Source organism: Pedobacter terrestris (assembly GCF_052343045.1).
In the GTDB taxonomy this organism is placed as follows: Bacteria; Bacteroidota; Bacteroidia; order Sphingobacteriales; family Sphingobacteriaceae; genus Pedobacter.
Map to the genome: position 1 here is coordinate 2986254 of NZ_CP180264.1, position 21292 is coordinate 3007545.

18 protein-coding genes and 1 other RNA gene are annotated in these 21292 nt (G+C 37.6%); 9 read left to right on the forward strand and 10 right to left on the reverse strand.

Features of this window, described 5'->3' with window-relative positions; translation table 11 throughout:
• Position 1: 1 nt before the first annotated feature.
• From ACJVDH_RS12565 to ACJVDH_RS12585, 5 genes are all read left to right on the forward strand, one after another.
• A complete protein-coding gene (locus ACJVDH_RS12565; protein ID WP_443943750.1) occupies positions 2–1786 on the forward strand; it encodes a hypothetical protein in 1785 nt (594 codons plus the stop codon).
• A 90-nt stretch (positions 1787–1876) separates the two neighbouring features.
• Positions 1877–3511, forward strand: a complete 1635-nt coding sequence (locus ACJVDH_RS12570) for a TldD/PmbA family protein (RefSeq protein WP_443943751.1) — start codon at positions 1877–1879, stop codon at positions 3509–3511.
• Positions 3512–3513: 2 nt separating this feature from the next.
• A complete protein-coding gene (locus tag ACJVDH_RS12575; protein ID WP_443943752.1) occupies positions 3514–4830 on the forward strand; it encodes a TldD/PmbA family protein in 1317 nt (438 codons plus the stop codon).
• A gap of 1687 nt (positions 4831–6517) precedes the next feature.
• The gene (locus ACJVDH_RS12580; protein ID WP_443943753.1) at positions 6518–8158 is read left to right on the forward strand and encodes a TldD/PmbA family protein; all 1641 of its coding nucleotides are present in this window, start codon (positions 6518–6520) and stop codon (positions 8156–8158) included.
• A 144-nt stretch (positions 8159–8302) separates the two neighbouring features.
• Entirely contained in the window at positions 8303–9049 is a 747-nt protein-coding gene (locus tag ACJVDH_RS12585) for a dienelactone hydrolase family protein (protein WP_443943754.1), read from the forward strand.
• A gap of 113 nt (positions 9050–9162) precedes the next feature.
• Here the strand turns inward: ACJVDH_RS12585 and ACJVDH_RS12590 are convergent, their stop codons facing one another.
• From ACJVDH_RS12590 to ACJVDH_RS12630, 9 genes are all read right to left on the reverse strand, one after another.
• Positions 9163–9420, reverse strand: coding sequence for a hypothetical protein (locus ACJVDH_RS12590; protein ID WP_443943755.1), 258 nt, complete (start codon positions 9418–9420; stop codon positions 9163–9165).
• A gap of 115 nt (positions 9421–9535) precedes the next feature.
• Positions 9536–10654: an FAD-dependent monooxygenase gene (locus tag ACJVDH_RS12595; protein ID WP_443943756.1), complete on the reverse strand. Its 1119-nt coding sequence runs from the start codon at positions 10652–10654 to the stop codon at positions 9536–9538.
• 75 nt (positions 10655–10729) lie between these two features.
• Positions 10730–11587: a helix-turn-helix domain-containing protein gene (locus ACJVDH_RS12600; protein WP_443943757.1), complete on the reverse strand. Its 858-nt coding sequence runs from the start codon at positions 11585–11587 to the stop codon at positions 10730–10732.
• Between the two features lie 734 nt (positions 11588–12321).
• Entirely contained in the window at positions 12322–12732 is a 411-nt protein-coding gene (locus ACJVDH_RS12605) for a DUF1348 family protein (RefSeq protein ID WP_443943758.1), read from the reverse strand.
• A 2-nt stretch (positions 12733–12734) separates the two neighbouring features.
• A complete protein-coding gene (locus ACJVDH_RS12610) occupies positions 12735–13262 on the reverse strand; it encodes a TetR/AcrR family transcriptional regulator (protein WP_443943759.1) in 528 nt (175 codons plus the stop codon).
• Positions 13263–13800: 538 nt separating this feature from the next.
• Positions 13801–14168: a transfer-messenger RNA gene (gene ssrA / locus ACJVDH_RS12615) on the reverse strand.
• 145 nt (positions 14169–14313) lie between these two features.
• Positions 14314–14868, reverse strand: coding sequence for a hypothetical protein (locus tag ACJVDH_RS12620; protein ID WP_443943760.1), 555 nt, complete (start codon positions 14866–14868; stop codon positions 14314–14316).
• Between the two features lie 115 nt (positions 14869–14983).
• Positions 14984–15928 carry a DMT family transporter gene (locus ACJVDH_RS12625; protein WP_443943761.1) on the reverse strand — a complete coding sequence of 315 codons (945 nt, stop codon included), beginning with the start codon at positions 15926–15928 and terminating at the stop codon, positions 14984–14986.
• Between the two features lie 174 nt (positions 15929–16102).
• Positions 16103–16390 (reverse strand): hypothetical protein, encoded by a 288-nt coding sequence (locus ACJVDH_RS12630; protein WP_443943762.1) that lies wholly within the window; start codon positions 16388–16390, stop codon positions 16103–16105.
• Between the two features lie 259 nt (positions 16391–16649).
• Here ACJVDH_RS12630 and ACJVDH_RS12635 point away from each other — a divergent pair, with 259 nt between their 5' ends.
• Positions 16650–18626, forward strand: a complete 1977-nt coding sequence (locus ACJVDH_RS12635) for an ATP-binding protein (RefSeq protein WP_443943763.1) — start codon at positions 16650–16652, stop codon at positions 18624–18626.
• Positions 18627–18988: 362 nt separating this feature from the next.
• The gene (locus tag ACJVDH_RS12640) at positions 18989–19228 is read left to right on the forward strand and encodes a hypothetical protein (RefSeq protein WP_443943764.1); all 240 of its coding nucleotides are present in this window, start codon (positions 18989–18991) and stop codon (positions 19226–19228) included.
• Between the two features lie 59 nt (positions 19229–19287).
• On the opposite strand, the gene ACJVDH_RS12645 is transcribed toward ACJVDH_RS12640, so the two are convergent.
• Entirely contained in the window at positions 19288–19479 is a 192-nt protein-coding gene (locus ACJVDH_RS12645; RefSeq protein ID WP_443943765.1) for a cold-shock protein, read from the reverse strand.
• Positions 19480–19785: 306 nt separating this feature from the next.
• On the opposite strand from ACJVDH_RS12645, the gene ACJVDH_RS12650 reads away from it, so the two are divergent.
• Together ACJVDH_RS12650 and ACJVDH_RS12655 are read left to right on the forward strand one after the other, a co-directional pair.
• Entirely contained in the window at positions 19786–20220 is a 435-nt protein-coding gene (locus ACJVDH_RS12650; protein WP_443943766.1) for a hypothetical protein, read from the forward strand.
• Positions 20221–20402: 182 nt separating this feature from the next.
• Complete coding sequence (locus ACJVDH_RS12655; protein ID WP_443943767.1) at positions 20403–21260, forward strand: hypothetical protein; 858 nt, start codon at positions 20403–20405, stop codon at positions 21258–21260.
• The last annotated feature ends 32 nt before the right edge of the window (positions 21261–21292 follow it).

Below are 21292 nucleotides of genomic sequence, written 5' to 3' on the forward strand. Positions count from 1 at the left end.
AATGAGTTTCAATAATCTGGTCGTTATTCTTTCTTGCTTACTGCTTGCGGTTTTGGTTTTTCGCGAAGTGCGCCGTACCAATAAACAATTTTTATTTCTAAGAATTTTGTCTAGTGTTTTGCTTATTGCGGCATTCGCAGCAATGGTTTTGCCGGTTCGTTACAGTACAGATAAATTAGAAAAAATTAATGAACTAAAAATTATAACTAACGGATTTCCAGACGATAGCCTGAAAAACATTTCGGGAAAGTATTTCTACACAGATTCATCGCTCAGCAAAAAAGTGAAACAAAACGCCACATTTATTCCGGATTTGGCGTACTATTTAGCGGATCATCCGGAAATTGATGCCGTTTCTGCGCTGGGTTACGGATTGGCAACTGACGATCTTAAAAAGTTGGGGAACCGCAAATTTTCTTTCAGAAAAACTGGCGAAGTCCATGGATTTCTGCATGCAAACTGGAACAGCAATTTAAAAGAAGATGAAGTGTTGATTGTGCAAGGCACGTTTAAAAATTCACTCAACAAAAATATCCGACTAAAATTATCGGGTTTCGGGCTTACTTTAGATTCAGCAGAAGTTAAAGCCTCGGCTACCCGGAATTTTGAATTGAAACACCAAATCAAGCAAAGCGGACAATCGATATTATATGTAATTGCAGTTGATGGAAGAGACACCTTATTTAAAGAACCGCTGCCCGTACAATCTGCCATTTCAGAACCTATAAAAATATTAATGCTTACGTCATTTCCGGGTTTCGAATATAATTTCTTAAAAAAATGGCTATATGAAAATAAGTTTCCCGTTGCGGTGCGCAGCCAAATCAGCAAAAATAAATTCAGTACAGATTTTATGAATGTTGATGTCCAAAACTTAGAGCAAATCAATGGAGCATCACTTAAAAATAAAGATGTATTGATTATTGATCAACAAGAATTTGAAGCGCTTGCGGAAGCAGAGCGGAAAAATATTATGCACGCTGTAAGCGATGGAATGGGATTCATTTTGTTGGTTAACGGAGAAAAATCAGTTTTACCGCTCATCAATAAATTAAAATTCATCAGCAAAGATAAACCAGATAAATTGCTGTACCTTACACTTCCGTTTAAACAATTAACCTTATCGGGTTTACCTGCCAATCAGCAAATTTTCCTGTCTGCCCAACCAAATCAGCAACAAATTGCACAAAGCTCAGATCAGTATATTCTTGCGGCGCAAACCATCTATGGAAGTGGAAAATTAATTTATAGCACCTTAGAAAGCAGTTATGAATGGATACTTGCCGGCAAGAAATCGGATTACGCAAAATATTGGTCGACGTTGATTTCTGCTGCCGCACGAAAACATCAACCAAAAATCATTTTCAAGAATGTAGAACAATTGCCAAGGTTAGCAGAGAAACAAACCGTAAATTTCGAGTTGCCAACACTCGATTATCCAACCATAAAATACGGAAACAAACCATTGCGTGCCAACCAGAATTTATGGTTTCCAAATGCATGGACGGTTCAAGCCTACGCAGAGGAAAGTGGCTGGAATACCGTTGAAATAAACGGAAAAAAATTGAGCTTTTACGTGTATAATACGTCAGATTGGCAATCTCCTGTTATTCAAAAAACCATTATAGAGAATAATAACTACGCTGAAATCAAAAAAATTGAAAATTCCGCAACTGAAGTTTCCCAAACTCAGCAAATTGAAGTATCTAAATGGATTTTCTTATGCATTTTGGTTTTCTCTGCCGGATTTCTTTGGATGGAAAACAGAATGATTGATAATAATTAACTGTGAAACTAAATTGTTATATACTTGGTGCCTAAATCAATAAAGCTTTCGCTATTTTGTGACATCAAACAACCTTAAAACCGAACCCAATTGAAAAGAAAAGACTTCCTGTATCTATCCGGAATGGGAATGGGTGCCTTGTTATTACCAGATTTATCGGCTTTTGGCACGCCAATAGATCCCATGCAAGCCCTTGACCGTGTAGATGCTAAAATCAAGAAAGAACTTGCCGATGTAGCTTTAAATGCGGCAAAATCAAAAGGCGCAACCTATGCCGATGTGCGTATTGGCCGCTACTTAAATCAATTTGTGGCCACGCGCGAAAAACGAGTGCAGGGTGTTGCCAATACCGAATCTTATGGTGTAGGTATACGTGTAATTGCAAATGGATGCTGGGGTTTTGCAGCAACCAACAAAGTAACTACAGATGGCATAGCCAAATGTGCAGAACAAGCTGTTGCTGTGGCAAAAGCCAATGCAAAAATCCAAGGCGAGCCCGTACAGCTTGCGCCTCAAAAAGGTTATGGAGAAGTAAGTTGGAAAACACCAATTGAAATTAATGCCTTTGAAGTTCCGGTTAAAGAAAAAGTAGATTTATTGTTAAATGTAAATGATATTGCCATGCAAAATGGCGCTTCATTTGTAAACTCGGTAATTTTTGCGGTAAATGAACAGAAGTATTTCGCATCTACAGATGGATCATATATCGATCAGGATGTGCATCGCATTTATCCAAATTTTAATGTTACCCGGATTGATCGCGCTTCAGGACAATTTAAAACCTGCAATTCTTTAAGTTCGCCAATGGGCATGGGTTATGAATATATGCATGCTCGCCCGCAAGATAAAGTTTCTGGTGTAGTTACACGCTTCAAAGATCGTTACGATATTCTTGAAGATGTTAAAAATGCATCGAAAGTGGTATCTGAAAAAGTAACGGCAAAATCTGTTGAGCCTGGAAAATACGATGTGGTTTTAGATCCTTCGCATTTGTGGCTTACCATTCATGAATCTGTTGGTCACCCTACAGAGCTGGATCGCGTTTTGGGTTACGAAGCCAATTACGCCGGAACCAGTTTCCTTACGCTGGACAAATGGCAATCTAAAAATTTCAAATTTGGTAGCGATAAAGTAAATATCGTAGCAGATAAAACCCAGGTTGGCTCACTTGGTGCAGTTGGTTATGACGATGAAGGCGTGAAATGTGGCAAATGGGATTTAATTAAAGATGGGGTTTTGGTAAACTACCAAGCCATTCGCGATCAGGCACATATCATTGGATTAGAGGCTTCTCAAGGTTGTTGTTATGCGCAAGGCTGGGATGATGTTCAGTTTCAGCGCATGGCCAATGTATCTCTGCAGCCTGGAAAAGAAAAATTAAGTGTAGACGATATGATTAAAGATGTGGAAAAAGGAATCTACATTATTGGAAACGGCAGTTTTTCTATCGATCAGCAACGTTACAACTTTCAGTTTGGTGGGCAGATTTTCTATGAAATTAAAAATGGAAAAATTGCAGGCATGCTGAATGATGTGGCATACCAGGCAAATACACGCGAGTTTTGGAACTCATGCAGCGCAATTTGCGATGAAAATGATTATCGCCTTGGCGGATCATTTAACGATGGTAAAGGGCAGCCATCACAAAGTAGCGCGGTATCTCACGGCAGTTCTACAGCCCGGTTTAATGGAGTTAATGTAATCAATACAGCAAGAAAAATATAATTATGGCCATATTAAGTAAAGAAGAAGCACAGGCAATACTCAAAAAGGTACTTAGCTATTCTAAGGCCGATGCTTGCGAGGTAAGTTTAAATGGTTCTGACGGCGGCAACATCCGTTATGCAAGAAATGCTGTTTCTACAGCCGGACAAATTGATGTGATGAGCCTCAGTGTAAGTGCAACATTTGGTAAAAAAACAGGTACGGCAACCATCAATGAATTTGATGATGCATCGCTACAAAAAGTGGTAAAACGCGCAGAAGAATTGGCGATGCTGGCACCAGAAAACCCGGAATATATGCCGCCTTTAGGCCCGCAAACTTTTGCCGAAGCCAAAACTTTTAATGCAAATACCGCTGCTATGACACCTGATACGCGTGCAGAAATGGTTGGCAAAAGTTTAAGTGTATCCAAAGCCGGAGGATTAGATGCTGCCGGTTTCCTCGAAAACTCTACGCGTTTCAATGCAATGATGAATTCTAAAGGATTGTTTGCCTATAATAAAAGTACAAACGTATCCTTCTCGGTAACAGTAAGAAATAAACAAGGAACAGGTTCTGGCTATATTGAGCAGGATTTTAATGACCTTTCTAAAATGGATACGCTGGCGCTAAGCAAAATTGCAGCCAGCAAGGCCAACGGATCTGCAGATGCAAAAGCTATCGAACCCGGAAAATATACGGTAATTCTCGAACCATTGGCTGCAAGCGATATGCTAGGCAATATGTTTAGAGGTTTTGATGCGCGCAGCGCGGATGAAGGACGTAGTTTTATGAGTAAAAAAGGTGGAGGTACGCGCATTGGTGAACAGTTATTCTCTGAAAATGTCAATATTTATTCCGATCCATTAAATCCGGAACTGCCAGGTTCTACCTGGAGTGGCGATGGTTTGCCGGTTACAAAAACACAATGGGTACAAAATGGTGTAGTTAAAAACCTTTCCTATTCCAGATACTGGGCGGCGCAAAAAAATGTTCAGCCACTCCCATTTAGCAGAAGTTTGGTTGTAGAAGGCGGAACACAATCATTGGAAGACCTGATCAAAAGTACCGAAAAAGGAATTTTGGTTACACGTTTTTGGTACATCCGTATGGTAGATCCGCAAACATTGCTTCTCACCGGACTTACACGTGATGGTACATTTTATATTGAAAACGGCGAAATCAAATTCCCGATCAAAAACTTCAGATTTAATGAAAGTCCGGTTATTATGCTGAACAATGTTGAAGCCTTAGGTAAACCCGTACGCACCGGAAGCGGAATGATCCCTCCAATGAAAATCAGAGATTTTACTTTTACATCATTATCAGACGCTGTCTAAAAAATAATACCATATAGAGGATACATTTTTAATATCATCTGTATGGTTTCAAAATATTTATGCAGGTATTCGAAAAAATAATGCCCTTTAAATTGAGCGAGAGCATTACCCAACACTTGCGCTCGTTTTTAACGAGCGCAAAAATAGATCTTCGATTGTATCGAATTAAAGTGTAGAGTTGATTTTTGTTGAAAACAAAGTATTATATCTCCCTCGTTATAAACGAGCGAGAGCAGTACCCAACACTTGCGTTCGTTTTTAACCAGCGCAAAAATAGATCTTCGATTGTATCGAATAAAAGTGTAGAGTTGATTTTTGTTGAAAACAACGCAGTATACCTCCCTCGTTATAAACGAGCGAGAGCAGTACCCAACACTTGCGTTCGTTTTTAACCAGCGCAAAAATAGATCTTCGATTGTATCGAATAAAAGTGTAGAGTTGATTTTTGTTGAAAACAAAGCAGTATACCCCACTCGTTATAAACGAGCGAGAGCATTACCCAACAATTGCGCTCGTTTTTAAAGAGCGCAAAAATAGATCTTCGATTGTATCGAATTAAAGTGTAGAGTTGATTTTTGTTGAAAACAAAGCAGTATACCTCCCTCGTTATAAACGAGCGAGAACATTACCCAACACTTGTGTTCTTTTTTAACGAGCGCAAAAATAGATCTTCGATTGTATCGAATAAAAGTGTAGAGTTGATTTTTGTTGAAAACAACGCAGTATACCTCCCTCGTTATAAACGAGCGAGAGCATTACCCAACACTTGCACTCGTTTTTAACGAGCGCAAAAATAGATCTTCGATTGTATCGAATTAAAGTGTAGAGTTGATTTTTGTTGAAAACAAAGCAGTATACCTCCCTCGTTATAAACGAGCGAGAGCATTACCCAACACTTGCGCTCGTTTTTAACGAGCGCAAAAATAGATCTTCGATTGTATCGAATTAAAGTGTAGAGCTGATTTTTGTTGAAAACAAAGTATTATACCTCCCTCGTTATAAACGAGCGAGAGCATTATCCAACACTTGCACTCGTTTTTAACGAGCGCAAAAATAGATCTTCGATTGTATCGAATTAAAGTGTAGAGTTGATTTTTGTTGAAAACAAAGCAGTATACCTCCCTCGTTATAAACGAGCGAGAGCATTACCCAACACTTGCGCTCGTTTTTAACTAGCGCAAAAATAGATCTTCGATTGTATCGAATTAAAGTGTAGAGCTGATTTTTGTTGAAAACAAAGTATTATACCTCCCTCGTTATAAACGAGCGAGAGCATTATCCAACACTTGCACTCGTTTTTAACGAGCGCAAAAATAGATCTTCGATTGTATCGAATTAAAGTGTAGAGTTGATTTTTGTTGAAAACAAAGTATTATACCTCCCTCGTTATAAACGAGCGAGAGCATTATCCAACACTTGCACTCGTTTTTAACGAGCGCAAAAATAGATCTTCGATTGTATCGAATTAAAGTGTAGAGTTGATTTTTGTTGAAAACAAAGTATTATACCTCCCTCGTTATAAACGAGCGAGAGCATTACCCAACACTTGCGCTCGTTTTTAACGAGCGCAAAAATAGATCTTCGATTGTATCGAAAAATAAACAACGATAAAAAACGGAGCATATAACTTAAATGTTTTACATGTGCACAACCATTATGGCTATAAACATTTTTAAACTGAACTAAATTGAGAAGAAGAGATTTTTTATACATGACCGGAATGGGCGTTGGTGCTTCAATGTTAAGTAGCCTGCCTGCATTTGGTAAAATCATTTCGATTGAAGAAGCCCTAACCCCTGTCGACATCGCATTAAAGAAAAAAATGGCTGATGTTGCGCTTAATGCGGCAAAAGCAAATGGAGCAAGCTATGTAGATGTGCGCATAGGGCGTTATCTGAGTCAGGTTGTGGCTACGCGGGAAAAACGCGTGGATAATATTTCCAACTCAGAATCTTACGGAATGGGCATACGCGTAGTTGCCAATGGTGCCTGGGGATTTGCTGCGACCAACAATCTGGACAATGACAATATCGCAAAAGCTGCAAAAATGGCTGTAGCCATTGCAAAAGGAAATTCTAAATTGATGGATCAGCCGGTGCAACTTGCGCCACAAAAAGGGTATGGCGATGTAAACTGGAAAACTCCGATAGAAATCAATGCATTTGAAGTGCCTATTGCAGAAAAAGTAGACTTACTTATAAACGTAAATAATGAAGCATTTAAAGGAGGTGCAAAATACATCAACTCAAATCTTTTCATGGTGAATGAGCAAAAATTTTTTGCTTCATCAGACGGTTCATATATTGATCAAGATATTCACCGCATTTGGCCAACCTTCACACTAACTAAAATAGACGCCGCAGCGGGAAAGTTTGAAACCAGAAATGCACTAAGCGCCCCAATGGGTTTAGGTTTTGAATACTTAAAACCTACAGACAGCGAAAAAATAAAAGGTGGTCCAGTTACCTTATACAAAAAACGGTATGATATATTGGAAGATGTAAGAGAAGCTGCCCTACATGTTGATGAAAAACTGAAAGCAAAACCTATAACACCAGGCAAGTATGATTTGGTATTAGATCCATCTCACCTATTTTTAACGATACATGAATCTGTAGGTCACTCAACTGAGCTGGATCGCGTTTTGGGTTATGAAGCGAACTATGCCGGAACAAGTTTCTTAACACTGGACAAATGGGAAAGCAAAAAATTCAATTTTGGAAGTAAAGAAGTAAATATCGTTGCCGATAAATTGGAAACCGGTTCCTTAGGTGCTGTTGGTTATGATGATGAAGGCGTAAAATGTGGAAAGTGGGATATTATAAAAGACGGTATTTTGGTAAATTATCAAACCATCAGAGATCAGGCGCATATTCTAGGTTTAGATGAATCTCAAGGCTGTTGTTATGCTGATAGCTGGGACAGTATTCAATTTCAGCGCATGCCAAATGTTTCTCTTCAGGCCGGCGAGGCCGCTTTATCTGCAGCAGAAATGGTGAAAAATGTAGAAAAAGGCATTTACATGTTTGGCCGAAATTCTTATTCTATTGATCAACAGCGTTATAATTTCCAGTTCAGTGCGCAATTGGCTTATGAAATTAAAGAAGGAAAGATTGTAGGAATGTTTAAAGACGCTGCTTATCAAGCCAATACACAAGAATTTTGGAATTCATGCGTGCAACGTTGCGATCAAAACGACTATCGCTTAGGTGGAACATTCTCTGACGGAAAAGGTCAACCCGGACAGGCAAGTGCAGTATCGCACGGTAGTGCAACAACGCGTTTCAATGGCGTAAGCGTAATTAACACTGGCAGAAAACTTGGTTAAAAATACCTGAAAGACCCATATTTTATCGGAACTTGCATGATAACCCATGCAAGTTTTTGTTTAATTTAGAGTCGGGAAAAATTTCAGTTTCCATCATTTATCGAATGAAATATACACCAGACCAGATCCTTCAAAATTAAAATCATGAAAAAAATAATGTTAACCAGCGCATCTATCCTACTCAGCATTGCTGCAATTGCGCAAAATTTGAAACCGGTAGAATATGCCGATGGAACACAAAAATTGAAAGGTTTAATTACCTCAAACTCTGGAAAAAAATTACCGGGCGTGCTTATTCTTCCAGCTTGGAAAGGCATTGATCAGGAGGCGAAAGATGCAGCATTGAATTTAGAAAAAGAAGGTTACGTAGCATTCATTGCAGATATTTATGGCGAAGGGAATCTTCCGACAGACAATGCTTCGGCTGCAAAATTGTCTTCGTCGTATAAGCAAGATTATAAACGCTATCAACACCGTATTGAGCTGGCGCTGGCCGAACTTAAAAAGGTTTCAAATGCAGAAAATATTGCTGTAATTGGTTATTGTTTTGGCGGAACGGGCGCTTTGGAAGCTGCACGGGCTGCTTTGCCGGTAAAAGGTGTTGTTTCTATTCATGGTGGATTGGCAAAAGCATCCGACCGACCAAATGCGGAGCTAAATCTTCAGATTCTTGTGGAGAATCCGGCAGATGACGCCAGCGTTAAGCCAGAGGACATGAATAATTTGGTTAAGGAAATGAAAGATGGAAAAGCAGATTGGCAGATTATTACTTACGCAAACAGCAAACATACATTTACCGATCCAAACTCTGCAGATTATAATCCAGCAATGGCAAAACGCGCATGGCAGCACACTTTATTGTTTTTAAAAAACCTGCTAAAAACAAAGTAACGAATTGTTGCAGGTGCGCTATTTTAAGGGTTAATATATTTACAAAGGCAAAACAAACCAAATGTTTTGCCTTTGTGTTATTGCGACAAATAGTTTAAGACTGCTTAAACAATTTATACCGCTATACGTTGCAATTTTTCTATGCCAGGTTGAAAAGTGCTGCTCAAGTCAACAATGTCTTTTCGGCTAATGGTAGTTGGATCGTTAAACTGTCTGGAAAGCATTTCTACAGGCACAACAATTTGTCCTGTTGTAGTTACAATACGAGAATACGTTACTGCAACTTGCACCGAATGGTAATCGCCGATACTCGGAATGTATTCTGATAGTCTGGATAGGATTTCGAAATAAATGTACAGTGGGATAGTCATGCCGCAAAGTTAACACATCGTTATTTCAAAGTTAAATTATGAATACATCAATCTGCTTTTTATCACTTAACATAGACTTAATATTGCTGTTTTGGTCGATATGTTAATTTTCTGTTTAGAAACCCGGATTTTCATTTCGTTTGCGAATGGCCTCTTCAGTTCTTGGAATAAAATTTTCTTTTATATTATATTCCGCAACTGCTTGAATTTCTTCAACAAACGGCCGAAGAATTTTATTGTATTCTTCAAATGCATATTCAGTTTCACCATTAAATTTCTGAAGCGATGCTGCAAGTGCTGCTGCACCTTCGAGTGCGAGAGATGCACCCATTCCTGCAGCCGGCGAAGCACAATAAGCTGCATCGCCTACCAGCGCAACTCTGCCCTTTGTCCAACTTGGCATCTTTACCTGGCAAAATTTATCGAAATAAAAATTTTCTGTGCTGGCCAAATGCTGTAGTAATTCTCTAGTTCTCCAACTTTCGTTTTTAAAATGGTTGTAAATGATTGCGTTCTGCTCCTGGTGATCTTTGTAGTGATAGATCAATTCTTCTTCAGAAAGAAAGCAAAAGATAACATCGGTTTTATTGTTGTAGGCATTGAGCATGATGGATTTGCCCGGCACGTTATACATTTGCATCGTATTGGTTTCGATCAAAAGCTTATCCACAATTGTGACGGAGAAATAAGCGCCAAGAAATTGGCTAAACTCACGTTCCTCGCCAAACCAAAGTTTACGTACGCCAGAATGCATACCATCACAACCAATAACCAAATCAAAGTTTCTACATAAACCGCTCTTAAATGCAACCGAAACCTGATTTTCGCTTTCCATCAAATTGGAAATCTGGTTGTCAAAAAGAAATTCAACTTCATTTTTAATCGATTTAAATACGATTTCTAAAAATTTTCCACGTTCAATTTCAATCTCTTGATCGTCTACATCTCCCCTATCGCCATTCAGATCAATCTTCGTTTCCGTAATATCCTGATCATTTTTAAATTCAATAAGATTTACCTGTAAACGTTGCGCTTTAAATGCGTCCAACATCCCCATTTGTTTGATTATGTTTACTGCATTGCCTTTTATGTCTACTGCCGTTCCATTTGTTCTTAGTTTCGCGGAAATTTCTACCACAGTAACCATATAACCAAGCTTATTCATCCAAAACGCGGTAGATAAGCCAGCCATGCTAGCACCGGATATTAAAATAGTTTTCTTTCTTGCTTTCATTACTTGGATTTTTAATACCTCAAAGAAACTTACAATTGGTTTTTTAAGAAAGGACAAGTAGAGGCAAGTATTGGATTAATCGCGGTTTTTCTTTCGGAAACTAAGTGCACTTACACCTGTGTTTTTCTGAAACAAACGCGAAAAGTAGGGATAATCGTCAAAACCAAGCTGACCAGAAATTTCTTTAACAGATTGGTTTGAATAGGCCAGCAAACGTTTGGCTTCTAAAATTACTCTTTGCTGGATATGCCAGGAAACCGGATAACCCGTAACGTTCTTCACGCATTCATTTAGATAAGAGGTGCTAATATTTAAGAGCTCTGCGTATTCTACAGGCCGCTTATTGGAAACAAATTTTTCATCTACTAACGCTCTGAAAGCTTTAGTTACCTGATCAAACCGGTTTGATGACCCGGAAAGTGCTGTACACTTCAAATATTGGGAAATGGTTAAACCTACCAATGTATTGCAGCTGTCTTTTAGCGTTGTACGAAACAACTTTTCCGATTTGCTTTCGGTAATTTTTAAGCAAAGCGATATTGCATCGCGAAGGAGAGAAAATGTTTCCGGATCTAAAACAATTGGTTTCACATTGCCCATGTCTTTAAGTAAATCCCGATATTCTGGGTTTAAATGCTCGTCGCCAATAGCCCAACTGCTCACCACAATTTTATTAGTCGATAATGTGCGATGCACCTGATCCGCATGTACATACAAAACGGAAAACTGTTCTATTACGTATTCCTCAAAGTCAATTTCCATTTGCACGGCTCCTTCTTCCAGCAGAAAGAAAGTATGCCGATCGTGCCGGTGCATTTGTTTTGCTAAATCTACATCGGGTAAACTATGGAAAGAAATGCGTTCTACAGAGATTGAGAAATTGTCTTCTCCACCAAAATAATTTACCGGTATTGATGTACGTTTTGTTGGCATATTTTAAAATCAAAACATAAAGGTACACTTTCCAATACTGAAGAATTACAAATCAGTTTTCTTAAAAATTGATCAGGAAAGACTGTATATTCGATAAATAAGGTCTATCAATAAACGTTTAATAAAGCATTTAATTCCGAAGGTATAGAAACCCAATTACACCAGTTGCGAGAAATAGAAAGCTGACATAGGTATCTACCGGACAAGCAATAATTTGATTAATTGTAAAAAGCTGTCCATTATAATAATTCCCTCCCTGTGGCTGACCATTGGGGATTCTTACTCTACACGTTCCAAGTGCCTGAAGTGCCGTCTTTCTGGAGCATGCAAGAAAGCTGTACGGACCATTCCCCGAATTGTAAATGTAATCGTTTGTATTGGATGCATAAAGCGTCTAGTAGATTTGTCCGAATGGCGGGTAATAACATGCATTTCCTGTTTGAGGTGGTGATTGATCAGATGTGAATGTGAAATGTAAAATTTTAAAGTAAACATCAGTTTTTTAGATTAAAAGTTTCGCGATTCCCTGAATGTCTTTTTTAAGTTGAGATTCACAAAGCTGAAAAAATAGCGTTAACATATTCTTACACCTGAACAACCTGATGCAACGATTTACCATCATACTTTGTTAAAGTTATTGCTCAGCAATAAAATCTCAAAACAAAAAAATCGTCACATTAAAAATAACAAATCACAACTAGATAAAATGTAGAGCCACAAGCGGCTCTACATTTTTAAAGTTTTCGATCTTCTTCAGCAATTGCTAAATTATTGATACTGGCATATCTCTTTGCCATTAAACCATTTTCATCAAATTCCCAGTTCTCATTTCCGTACGCTCTGAACCAATTGCCTTCCTGATTCATGAACTCATATTCAAATCGAACAGCTATACGGTTCTCGGTATGTGCCCAATATTCTTTTTTAAGTTTGTAATTCAGTTCCTTCTTCCATTTATCTGCAAGAAATTCTACAATCTCTTCTCTTCCTTTTACAAACGTATCTCTGTTTCTCCATTCGCTGTCGATCGTATACGCTTTAGATATTCTTTCAGGATCCTGAGAATTCCATGCATCTTCTGCAAATTGTATTTTCTGCAATGCAGTCTCCAATGTATATGGAGGTATCGGATGTTTCTGTTCCATTTTTAATGAATTAAATTGTTTATAATTAGTTTTGATTTGTCGATGAATTGATTCGACTTAAACATTTTACTCTCGGTTATACAGCTTTCGAAAAGCAGATAAATGTGGTCTGATAAATTCTCATCGGTTATGAATGCTGAAAAAAATGCACGAAGATCTTTCTTGTGCTGCACGATCTGATTCAGGATTTTAACGTTATCACCAGGAATTTCAGATAAGATATTCAAGAAACTGCAACCTCTGAAATTTTCCTTCACGTTCATATGAATCAAAAAATCAAATGAAGAAATCACTTTTAATTTCAGGTCTTCTTCATTCTTTATGAAACTGTGCAGTTCATTAAACCAGAATATATGCCTTGCTTCTAAAAATGCTACGCAAAGATCTTCCTTAGATTTGAAATGCTGATAAAAGCTCGCTTTAGCAACATTAGCTTCGGAAATTATCTGATTGATCCCGGTAGAATTGTATCCTTGACTTGCGAAGAGAACGGACGTGGTCTCCATGATTCTTTGTTTCGGTGATGACATAATTGACAGTTTTAACGATACAAAAATAATCAAATATTTGAAACGAACAAACAAGTCTGTCTGTTTTTTATAAATTACTTTACATTCGGTTAAAATTGGTAAGGTTTTATAAAAATAGAGCAGAATACTACCGACCGTAATTTTCGCACCATCTATATCTGAGATACCGATAACTCCACTATTCGAGGGAGCAATTTTTAGATCATTTGAGAAGTTTCCATAAACCCACAGCACCTCAACCAAATTCCTTTTTATTAGGAAAAAACAAAATATCGATTGCTTTAAATCTGTTATAGGTAATTGGCGCCGTTGCTAAATATTAAAGCTCAGCCCTGTATAGATCGAAATAAAAACAATTGGATTCGAACCTTCTGAGTTGGTTTTATTCGCATTTAAGTGAAGCGGACCTAAAATTTCCACGGTGTCTTATTGTTTTTTCTTATGGGATAACTATTGGTGTATATTGGTAAAATTATTGGTTTTATAAAAATCCATAAAACAGAAACGACCCGCATAATTGAATATGCGAGTCGTTTTTAGGTGGAGCCGAAGGGGTTCGAACCCTTGTCCAGTTGTGAGATAAATTATACCTTCTACATGCTTATTTTTCAATTAATTTTCGAAATAGAAACGGGCTGAAAACCGACCTTATTCCTATCCTTAGGTACTTTATCTCACTTTAAGTCGTACCTACTTAAAGCCAGCACTATTATTTCGATGCCCCTGATTCTAACCTAATGGTGCAGCAATTAGAGGGACAAAAGCTATGCTAATTCTAAATTAGGCAGCTAAGGCGTAGTTATTTTCGCCAATTATTGTTTTGAACGTTCTCTTTAAAGTGCTCTCCGTACAACGCACTGCATGCTAACATAACTTTCGCCACCCTGTCAAATCCAGAACGGCCCCAGTTATTTTTCCGTTGAAATCCATCAACGGGTTACAAATATACAATATTCAGGCCAATTAGGACAAATTATAAGTTTGTAAAATCAATTGCTTTTAAACGGAGGAAACCTTTCTTTTCCTTTAAGAAGAAAGGAAAATACTTAAACTACTGTACCTGAGCCACAAGTGAACGGGGCAAATTGAGTTTTGAGGCAAGAATTAATTCTGAGGCTTTCGGGCTTTTAATTTTATCTGAGAGGAAACTGAAAAAATATTTCAGGCTTCTGAGTGTCGCAAAATACTGTCGGTCTAATGCTTTCATCTCATTTAAACTTCGTTTTTTTGCTGAGCAAGCCAAGCCAGATTTCTCGCAACACATCTTCTGAATTTTATCCAAAAGAACAAATCGGGAATTAATTTTCTCAATTGCCGCAGCGCTGAGGTCAATTCCCTTTACAGCAATTATACAATTGTTTTGGATTAGAAATACATTACCCGCAAAAGTAATTGAACAATTTGGCTGTCCGATAAGAGAATTAACGGACGGAACATCAATTTCAGACCCGTTGATTATACTCATATTGTACCGATACCGTTGTTCCATTAAATCTTTAATCAGTTTATCTCCATCAATATCATCAGACTGTGCAAGTAACTGCATTGGAAGACCGAAAAAAATGGCAAGCAGAATTAATTTGGTTGAGGCGCTAATTTTTATCATAATTAACAACAACAACCTGGATGTCAAAAAGTTTAAAATTAATTGTTTATTCTATTCTGAATAAAAAAATACAGTGTCGCTGACTCATGACCAGCAACATTGTATCCTAAAATTTTCATCCTTCTTTCAGCTCGATTGGAACCATATTGTTATTTGTCCTCAAACTTTGCGACAATACAGAAGACAATACAAAAGCACAACCCACGTAAAAATAAATGTTAACCTCTTTTCCTTCTCCAAAAAATATAAAGGCCAGAATAATGGAGTAAATTGGTTCTAAATTAAAACTCAGATTTACTGTAAATGCAGGTATAGATTTTAACGATTCTGCAAAAAGAACATACAAAAACACCGTACAAACAGCAGCCAGGAAAATTAAATTCAGAAAATCTGCAAGATCCGGCACGAGCGAAATTGCTGGTGAAAAGTATAAATAAGCAGGTACAATAAAGCTTAGGCCAATTGTTGCGGCAACCATTTGGTAGTAATTAATTACTACGCTATCATAATGTTTAACCAAACGCTCATTATAGACTGTATAAAGCGCTGCAAAAGCTGCTGAAATAACCCCCAAAATAATGCCCAGTTGAAAAGAAGGATCGAGGTGAAAAATAAGAATGATGCCAACCAGTGTTAGTGCGCTTAGTGAAAGTTGCTTAGCAGAAAATGGCTTTTTATTAATGAGCGGTTCAAAAATCGCGGTAAATAAACTGGTTAGGCAATAACAAATTACACCTACAGAAATATTAGAGTATTTAATGCTTGCGTAGAAAAATATCCAGTGTATGCCAATAAGCAAACTAACTTTACCTAATTTGACACGCTCGGAAAGCGTGTTTAATATTGTTTTTTTTGTAAACCTTACCAATGCGAACAACAGAATAGCCGGAATAAAAACCCTGTACCAAACTAAAACAACCTCGTTTAGAGAGATCAGTTTCCCAAAAACGCCGGTAAACCCAGCAAGAACTACTGCAATATGCAATAGTAAATATGATTTTTTTATTAAAATAAAATATAATATCTTAAAATAAATAATTGATGAAGGGCGCGAAATCAAACACGATATATATCGTTATACTGCCCTATTGATGGTCAATTATTGTGCTGGTGGGGAAATGATTTTTCTAAAATTCATTGTTCCAGCAAGGTAGATAATTTCGCTTGGTGTACAAAACTAAATTTGAAAAATGAGGTAAGAACTTTGATGAAAGTCTTGGGTGCTGAAATGGGTTTATTCCATTTCGCCGCCGGCAATACCATCTAAAAACCAACCAGAATTATAGGTAAACGTATGGCTTTCATTTCTCGACTTATTGGTCACAGTGCCTACAAAATCATGCGCAATTTCCTTTTTTGCTTGAAGTAGTTTTTTCGCCATCTGCGCATATTCTGCAAGGTCCAAACCATCGTCCAGCACATAAGTAATTTCTCCATTTTCTGTTAAAATAGTTTCCACTAAATGCTTTTGAAAAATGGCGTCAAGTGTCATCAAGTTGTTCTCTACTGAATTGTTATCCATACGTCTATTTTTATTGAGATGTATAAACAACCAATTTTTATAAACATGGTTTTAACCCGCATATTATTCAATAGAACAAAAACAGCACCTGAAGGAATAATATTCTCCATCACATTTTGTCTCTTCCGCGAGGCTCTGTTCTCAAATCCATGACGAAATGGTAAACAGGCATTTTTACGTGTTTTACCCTATCCACGAAAGTTGCCAAGAAAGATCTAATGTGATATAAACGCGAAATCTTATATTTGTGCATCACAGCATGAATGAAGAAAATCTCCCTATAGAAAATTTTACCGATCAGATGCTCCTTCAGGTATTACAGACCACGAAAGATGCAACAGCGATTTATATAAATGAAGACCTATTAATCCGTTTTGCAAACGATGCTATGTTATCTTTTTGGGGAAAAGACAGCTCATCAATTGGAAAAACTTTAGAAGAAGCTGTTCCGGAACTTGTAGGCCAGCCTTTTATTCATATTTTACAAACGGTTTGGCGCAGCGGGATTACATATTCTGCCAGAGAAACGGCTGCAGATCTGGTTATCGATGGCGAACTTAAAACACTGTATTTCGATTTTGAATACCGCGCCATTCAAGACGCCAGCAAAAAAACCTATTGCATTTTACATACCGCTACTGATGTAACTTACCGGCGAAACTCCATGTTGCTTCTTGCCGAAAAAGAAGAAGAAGAACAAAGTTTGACCGAAGAAATGGCCGCAACTGTAGAAGAAATGCTATCGACAAATGAAGAGCTGAACCAGTCTTTGATTTTACTTGCCGATAGTAGAGAATATATCCGCACCATTATTGAACAGGCGCCCGTTGGTATGTGTGTACTTCAAGGACCTGATTTGGTTATTGAAATTGCAAATCCGGTGATTTTAAAAATCTGGGGTAGAACAGAGTCTGATGTTCTGGGAAAACCACACCGCATTGCGCGCCCGGAAATGAAAGGCCAGCAAATTAATGCCTGGCTTGAAGATGTACTCGAATCCGGAATTGCCAAGAAAAATGTTGCACTACGCGTATTGCTCAATATCGACGGAAATCTACGCGAGGCTTTTGTAAATTCTATTTATCAACCTATTATTTCCGCCGCTGGCGAAGTGACCGGCGTATTGGTTATTCTGGAAGAAATAACACAACAAATCCGGATACAAAGAGAGCACGATAAGGCAAAACAAATGCTCGAGTTGGCTATTGAAGCCGGTGGAATGGGTACCTTCTTTTATGAACCCAGCACTAATCTTTTTGCCGGAAACAACCTTCTGAAAGAATGGTTTGGGCTTCGCCCGGATGAATATATCGATCTCTCTAACGCCACATCTGCGATTGTACCTGAAGATAGAGAAAGGGTCACTCAGGCAATTGCTGCTGTACTGCGCCCAGAATCTGAAGGGCATTATTTCTGTGAATATCGAATCCAACCGAAAAATCAGTATGAACCGAGAATGCTACGTGCTGTAGGACGAACTACTTTTGACGAATCCGGAATTGCGCTGAGCCTAAACGGAACTGTGCAGGACATTACCGAACAAAAGAAAGACGAACAACGCAAAGACGATTTTATCAGCATGGTTAGTCATGAATTGAAAACCCCGCTTACATCGCTTAAAGCATATATGCAACTGCTGCAGCGCATTGCCGTGAAATCTCAAGATGACATGCTGGAGAATACACTGCAAAAGGCGCTGAAGCAAATTGGCAGTATGACATCTATGATTAATGGTTTTCTAAATGTATCAAGATTGGAATCCGGAAAACTATCTATTCATCCGTTAGAATTTGATCTGTCAGATTTGTTTCATGAACTGGAAGCTGAAATTGTGAGTACATCCAACACGCACGAACTGAATTTTGTGTATAACGAACAATTAAATGTTTCTGCAGACCGAGAAAAGATCTCACAGATTCTGCAGAACCTAATTGGAAACGCCATAAAATATAGTCCGTTCGGATCAAAAATTGATATTACCTACCATTTAGAGGAGAATCAGGTTGTGGTATCTGTAAAAGACAACGGAATGGGTATTGCTATTGAAGATCAGGAACATCTATTTGAACGTTATTATCGGGTAAAAAATAATGAAACCGGTTCTATTGCCGGTTTTGGAATTGGTTTATACCTCTGCAAAGAAATTATAGAAAGACACCAGGGAAAAATTTGGCTCGAAAGCGTCTGGGGGGATGGTGCTACGTTTCAATTTAGTTTACCCAGGTTTGATCAATAATTTTGAGGATGTATTAGATTTACCCGCTTAAACTTGCATCTCTCGATAGATACTGCTGAGAAAGTAAATTCTATTGAATCAAAATTGTATATTCAGTAATACAAATTACTTATTTTTTGGTAATTTAAAATATAATTGTATATTTGCCCTTGAGAGCGTTAATTTAGATACGGGTGTATGACTTAGGTCATATGCCCGTTTTTTGTTTACAGCCATTCTTTAAAACAATTTTCAATTTTGATAAACCAAATATTCCGTATTAACATTACTGTCAATCGGCCAGGAAAATCATCAATTATAAGTATTTGGAAAAGCAAAAAGGATGGTGATATTGGTTGCCCTAAACAAAAGTCTATTCCTTTATGCCAGTATCACAAGTTGGAAAGTTTATTAAGATCCAAAACACCTTTATTAAAATTGAAAATATTGTAATCATCAGACCAAAAGAAATGATCCATTACGATCATGACGACAAAATTCTAAGCAAAGATTTCCCTGAAATTCTGGTAGAAACAACAATGGGCGCACTCCCATTTCTTTTTCAGGAATTTGAACAACGGGATTTAGCGCTTGATAAGATTATGAGTATAATAGCCTCTTAAACGAAAAATGCAGATAGTCAATCTATCTGCATTTTTTGTTGATTAACAAATATGATAAACTAGTCCAGTTTTACATTTACAGCCGTTAATCCCTTCTTTCCTTCCTGAACTTCAAAATCTACTGAATCATTTTCCTTGATCGGATTTTTCAAACCAGAAACGTGAACAAAAATTTCTTTGCCACTATCACTGTCTACGATGAATCCAAAACCTTTGGACTCATTAAAAAATTTTACTCTGCCTTTAGCCATAGTATAGATATATTTTTTTTTTACGGCAATTTAGGAAAATTATAGTGTTCCTTATATTTTTTTTTAAATCAATTCATTTTTAAAAAAACCTGGCTTTCATTTGCCGCAAAAAGCAAGTGTAGTCCTCAATTATTTATATTTCACTATTTGGCTAATATTTGCTTGTTTTAAAGCCAAGTGCCGATAAAGAAACATGTAAAAGAACACCAACAATGGATAAAATAATCAATACCAAATACTTGTATTCATAATATTCACATTTGTTTAAAACGAAACAAATGTTTGATTCAATATGGTTATACAAAAATGAATAGACAATTCAAACTTGTACTACTTTGCTGGATGAGTTGCTTGGGCACCGCATTTGCACAAACCGGAACTGGCTGTTTGGTCGGAAACACTACATCGGGAACCTTATATATAGACCGTGATTTTCTAGGCGCATACCTCTCAAACGGCGTACGCTACCCTGTTAGCTTAAATTCCTGTCCAAGAGCACGTCTAAATGGTGCTTCTGTGGGAACATGCTTTTTGGAAGGGTCTGTGACTCCGCATTCCAGTTATAATTATACCATACTTACAGCAACCGGTCCGGTTGCGTGCCCGCTCGACAAGCACTTTCTTGTATTGGTTGGTGGCTTTTTAGGCTATAAAATAATTTCAAAGTTTGCGAGAATATCTGGCAGACGCAGACAACGTGGCGAAAACTTAATCAGCTTAGATATCTCGCAGTTAGCTTAAAATCACTTTTGTGTATAAACACCAAGTCAAAAAGGAACCAAATCTTTATACACCAAAAAAATCGTGGTATGCCGGGGATTATAATAAAAACGATTTTTTTCAGTATGATGTAAGTATTTATCCTCCGAGGGATTAATTAAGATAAATTTCCTAATTTTAATTTTTATATACCTAGATCATAAATGCCATTAACCCCACTGTCAACAGCAGCATTATCCGCCTTTCATAACAATCTTCAAGAACAAAAAAATACACCTGAAGAAAGTTTTGCAACACTTCGGGAACTTAACAATCGTTTTGCAAAAAATGCGGAGGATCTGACAACGCTTGAATACGGTACCGCGTTAATTGAACTGGAAGGCCAGTATGATGAGCGCAAAACTGGCTCTAAGACGGCTTATCAGGCACTAAAACAACAACAAAAAAACCTTGACGATAGAATTTTAGCCATTGAACAGAAACTCTATCTGGGTTTGCCACAAGATTTGGCAGAAATGGAAAAAGTAATTGTAGAACAGGAAGCGATTGTGGCCGATCAGGAAAAGATTAACCAACAAGAAGAAGACTTGCTGGAAAACATGCGCAAAATAGATGTTGATCACGGGAAAAAACTTGCTGCTTTAGAACAATCAAGCCATAACAGATTGCTGCCATTAAAAGCTGTACAAGAAAAATTTAAGGTACAGATTGATCAGGCGGAGAAACAATTTGAGGTGAAAACCAGACTATTTTCTATCGCGCCAATAGTACTAATTCCAATTGCATTAGACTTTTTGGCAGTGAAACTTGGTATCCAAAAAAGCGCAGAGAATGATTATGCCTTCGCACATTATATCTTTATTCTTTCATTTCTGGTGCTTCAGATATTTTTTGCACAGCGATTCAAAGATTTTTTCAACCGTTTTTTCACAAAATCTGCATGCTTAACGCTTTTCACAGAACTAGAAACCCGTTTCATAGACAATGAGCGCGCAGTAAAAAGCCTCGAACATAAATATCAGGTAAAACTTAGCGAAGTTGTAGAAGCAATGCAGGCCTAACTAAGAATAGAAGTTTACTAAATTCATACGTC

Excerpts from the sequence above, each read along its gene's own strand:
- ACJVDH_RS12565 (WP_443943750.1), top strand. The coding sequence starts at position 2 with ATGAGTTTCAATAATCTGGTCGTTATTCTTTCTTGCTTACTGCTTGCG.
- ACJVDH_RS12575 (WP_443943752.1), top strand. The coding sequence starts at position 3,514 with ATGGCCATATTAAGTAAAGAAGAAGCACAGGCAATACTCAAAAAGGTA.
- ACJVDH_RS12585 (WP_443943754.1), top strand. The coding sequence starts at position 8,303 with ATGAAAAAAATAATGTTAACCAGCGCATCTATCCTACTCAGCATTGCT.
- ACJVDH_RS12590 (WP_443943755.1), bottom strand. The coding sequence starts at position 9,420 with ATGACTATCCCACTGTACATTTATTTCGAAATCCTATCCAGACTATCA.
- ACJVDH_RS12595 (WP_443943756.1), bottom strand. The coding sequence starts at position 10,654 with ATGAAAGCAAGAAAGAAAACTATTTTAATATCCGGTGCTAGCATGGCT.
- ACJVDH_RS12600 (WP_443943757.1), bottom strand. The coding sequence starts at position 11,587 with ATGCCAACAAAACGTACATCAATACCGGTAAATTATTTTGGTGGAGAA.
- ACJVDH_RS12605 (WP_443943758.1), bottom strand. The coding sequence starts at position 12,732 with ATGGAACAGAAACATCCGATACCTCCATATACATTGGAGACTGCATTG.
- ACJVDH_RS12610 (WP_443943759.1), bottom strand. The coding sequence starts at position 13,262 with ATGTCATCACCGAAACAAAGAATCATGGAGACCACGTCCGTTCTCTTC.
- ACJVDH_RS12620 (WP_443943760.1), bottom strand. The coding sequence starts at position 14,868 with ATGATAAAAATTAGCGCCTCAACCAAATTAATTCTGCTTGCCATTTTT.
- ACJVDH_RS12630 (WP_443943762.1), bottom strand. The coding sequence starts at position 16,390 with ATGGATAACAATTCAGTAGAGAACAACTTGATGACACTTGACGCCATT.
- ACJVDH_RS12635 (WP_443943763.1), top strand. The coding sequence starts at position 16,650 with ATGAATGAAGAAAATCTCCCTATAGAAAATTTTACCGATCAGATGCTC.
- ACJVDH_RS12640 (WP_443943764.1), top strand. The coding sequence starts at position 18,989 with ATGCCAGTATCACAAGTTGGAAAGTTTATTAAGATCCAAAACACCTTT.
- ACJVDH_RS12645 (WP_443943765.1), bottom strand. The coding sequence starts at position 19,479 with ATGGCTAAAGGCAGAGTAAAATTTTTTAATGAGTCCAAAGGTTTTGGA.
- ACJVDH_RS12650 (WP_443943766.1), top strand. The coding sequence starts at position 19,786 with ATGAATAGACAATTCAAACTTGTACTACTTTGCTGGATGAGTTGCTTG.
- ACJVDH_RS12655 (WP_443943767.1), top strand. The coding sequence starts at position 20,403 with ATGCCATTAACCCCACTGTCAACAGCAGCATTATCCGCCTTTCATAAC.